2 protein-coding genes are annotated in these 2,833 nt (G+C 59.2%); both read right to left on the reverse strand.

Annotated features, from left to right (window positions below):
- The coding region (locus tag JCM21793_RS30785; RefSeq protein WP_441909649.1) for a CLIPPER-2 domain-containing protein at window positions 1-927 on the reverse strand (927 nt) is incomplete at its 3' end.
- On the reverse strand, window positions 822-2,351 hold the full coding sequence (locus JCM21793_RS29020; protein WP_244439988.1) for a CLIPPER-2 domain-containing protein: 1,530 nt from the start codon (window positions 2,349-2,351) through the stop codon (window positions 822-824). The genes JCM21793_RS29020 and JCM21793_RS30785, both read right to left, overlap by 106 nt.
- Window positions 2,352-2,833 lie beyond the last annotated feature (482 nt).

The following is a 2,833-nucleotide window of genomic DNA, read 5'->3' on the forward strand; positions in this document are numbered from 1 at the left end:
AGGAAGGTCCGCACAGGCCACATGAAAGCGCCCGTGATCGTCCGCTGTCAGAAGCAGACCCTTCACCGTCGCAACCCGCACACCCGCCAGCCCCGGTTCGCCTGCATCCTGATACCCATTGCGGTTCCGGTCGTCGAACACCTTGCCAAGAATGTCGCCGCAATCGAACAGGGCTTCCACCACCACCTCTACGGTTGCTGTGGCAACCCGGGAGATTGCTGCGCCCGAAAGATCCTCAACCCAGGTTCGGTTCACATATTCTCCAGGCTTTGCGGCCGAGGTCACACCAAGCTCGAGATCGATCAGGACCTCTCCTCCAGCGGGAAGCGTGACATTCTCGAATGTCAGTTTTCGTGCCTCCGCTGTGGGCGCAACAGGACTGCCATCCAGCAGAGCCGAACCACGCACAAAGGTCAGACCTGATGGCGTCATGTCGATGATGTTGACAGTGCTTTCTCCCGAGAACCCGAGGGACTTGACGCGGATCGTGTATGGGACACGGCCACCGCGATGAACTTCCGCCATCGGCGTCATCTTGCTGATCGCATAGCCTGGCAGATCGACCGCCGCTTCAGCTTCGGGTGAGATCACCTCCTGCCCCAAGGGATCCTTGCCTGTTGCCGTTGCCGTGTTCTTCACACCGCCTTCGATACCCTGCGCCCCATCGATATCATCCTGTGTTAACGTATAGGTCGCTGTGAACGTAGCCGTCTGTCCAGACGCCAGCTCCTCGCTGGACGGTGTGAACGATGAAAGTTCACCACTGCCGGGACGGTCATTAAAACGGGGGCCCGGATCGGCAGGCACGACGTCAGTGACAGTCACATTGCCGTCGTTCGTAACCTTGAACGTGTAGACGATCGTGTCCCCGGGCTCGGCAAACTGCCCCTCGGCTCCCTGGAACTCTCCCGTTTTTTCGATTGCCAATGAACCGTTGTGCGGCAGCGGAGTGGGTGTTGGATCGTCAGGCTCCCCGTCGCCTTCGACATCGACGTCGGCCATTTCGTCCGGGTCGTCCGATATGTCGGCGAGCGGCGTGCTGTTGGGTGCCATGGCTCAACACTCGCCGTTGCGACAATCCCGCCGGCATCAATATCAGCCTGCGTCAGCGTATAGGAAGTCGTGAAGGTCGTCGTGTCCTCACTGCCTGGGGCAAAACTGGACAGACTGGTTCCCGGAAGTGCTACCGGTATCGAGGTTTGCGACGAATCTGCCGTAACCTCCAGTGAAGCAATGACGATATTGTCCAGCGTCACATTGCCGGTATTGCGGATCACAAAGGAATAGGTGACCGGTTCTCCGACGTCCGGATAGCCATTTCCGTTCGTGTCGGTCCATTCATCGATCAGGTCCACTTCGATTCCCGGTTTCGGCTCGAACGAGACCACCGTCGGATCGCCCGGGACGCCCTCCAGCGCCCTCGACAGCCGGTCCACATCTTCGCCCTGCGGGTCCTTTGCGGTCGCTTCCCCGAGATTCTCGACATAGCCGCGGTCGATATCCTCCTGCGTGATCGCATAGGCGCCCGTCAGGTCGGATCTGCTCTCGTCCGGCGCCAGCGAGGCGATCGGGCTGCCCGAAACCGGGGTCTTGTCATCCTCGACAACGATATCCGTCAGCGTCACATTGCCCGTGTTCTCGATCGTGAACGTATAATTGATCAGTTCCCCGGCATCCGCCTGACCATTGCCGTTGAGATCTTCCAGTTCCCCCTGCTTGATGAAATCATAGTCGGGATTGGGCGGGATCGTCACAGTGGTCGGGTTCTCGTCCACGTTCGCCGTGTCGCTGGAGATATCGTTGAAGAGGTTCCCGCGCTCGTCGGTTCCCTCGGCCGTAGCCTGATTGGACAAGCCTCCAGCATCCACATCTTCCTGCGTCAGCGTGTAAGTCGCTGTGTAGGTGGCTGTTTCCCCTTCGGTCAACATTCCTTCCGGCGAGCCGCCACTGGCAGAAACAAATGTCGGTCCGCTATCCAGGGTCAATGGGGTGCCGTCGGCCCGTTCAAGAACGTCCTCGCTGATCGAAACGTCGCTCAGTGAGCCGATGCCCTGGTTCTCAACCGTCATCGTGAAAGTCAGAACGTCGCCAGCCTTATCGCCTTCCGAAACCGTCTTGATGATCTCGGCGACCTCAGAACCCAGAACGAAGGCCGTCATACAGGCGCCACCGTCGGGATTGTAGGAACCAATGGTCAAGGGCTGCGACGTGGATTGCGCGGTAAACACGAACGCCTGCTGGTTCCAGCCGCTTTCAGCGGGGTATTCGAGGTCTGTACTGACTCCAGTTGTCGAAACGGTCAGGCCTCTACAGGCACCGTAGGTGCCCGTCGACCACGGCGCCGCAAACATCGGCACGCGATACTCCCGGCCCACCTCGAGATTTGTCATCGTTGTCGAAATGGTTTCGTTGTGAAACGAGGTAAAGGTTGTGTGGCCATTCGGAGTTACGGGGATTGGGCCCCCGTTCCAGGGCGCACCCGTCAGAGCGTTGGTTGTCCTGTTCGAACAATCCGGCGTGCCAGAACCGACAGTCCACCCAGGCGGTGTACGGTTCGCACCATAGGTGCAGGGTGATGTTGGCGGAATATCCTGCGCATTCGCCGACCCGTTGGAAAATGCAAGCAGTCCGAGCGCCAGCAAGAGTGAAAGCGCAATCGCGCAAACCGCAGACCGCATCATGCCATATGCTGTGCGCATGCTTTGGCTGGTGGAGTTCCTGCGCCTCCACGGCGGCGGCTTGACCGCCCCGCCAAGCCGGTTTGAAAAGAGCCTGCAAGAGCCCCCTAAAAACCGTTGAAAGGATTCCAATGTGCTTTCCGCTCTCTGCGGTT

Source organism: Nitratireductor aquibiodomus NL21 = JCM 21793 (assembly GCF_000615975.1).
GTDB classification, from domain to species: domain Bacteria; phylum Pseudomonadota; class Alphaproteobacteria; order Rhizobiales; family Rhizobiaceae; genus Nitratireductor; species Nitratireductor aquibiodomus.

Excerpts from the sequence above, each read along its gene's own strand:
- JCM21793_RS29020 (WP_244439988.1), bottom strand. The coding sequence starts at position 2,351 with ATGTTTGCGGCGCCGTGGTCGACGGGCACCTACGGTGCCTGTAGAGGC.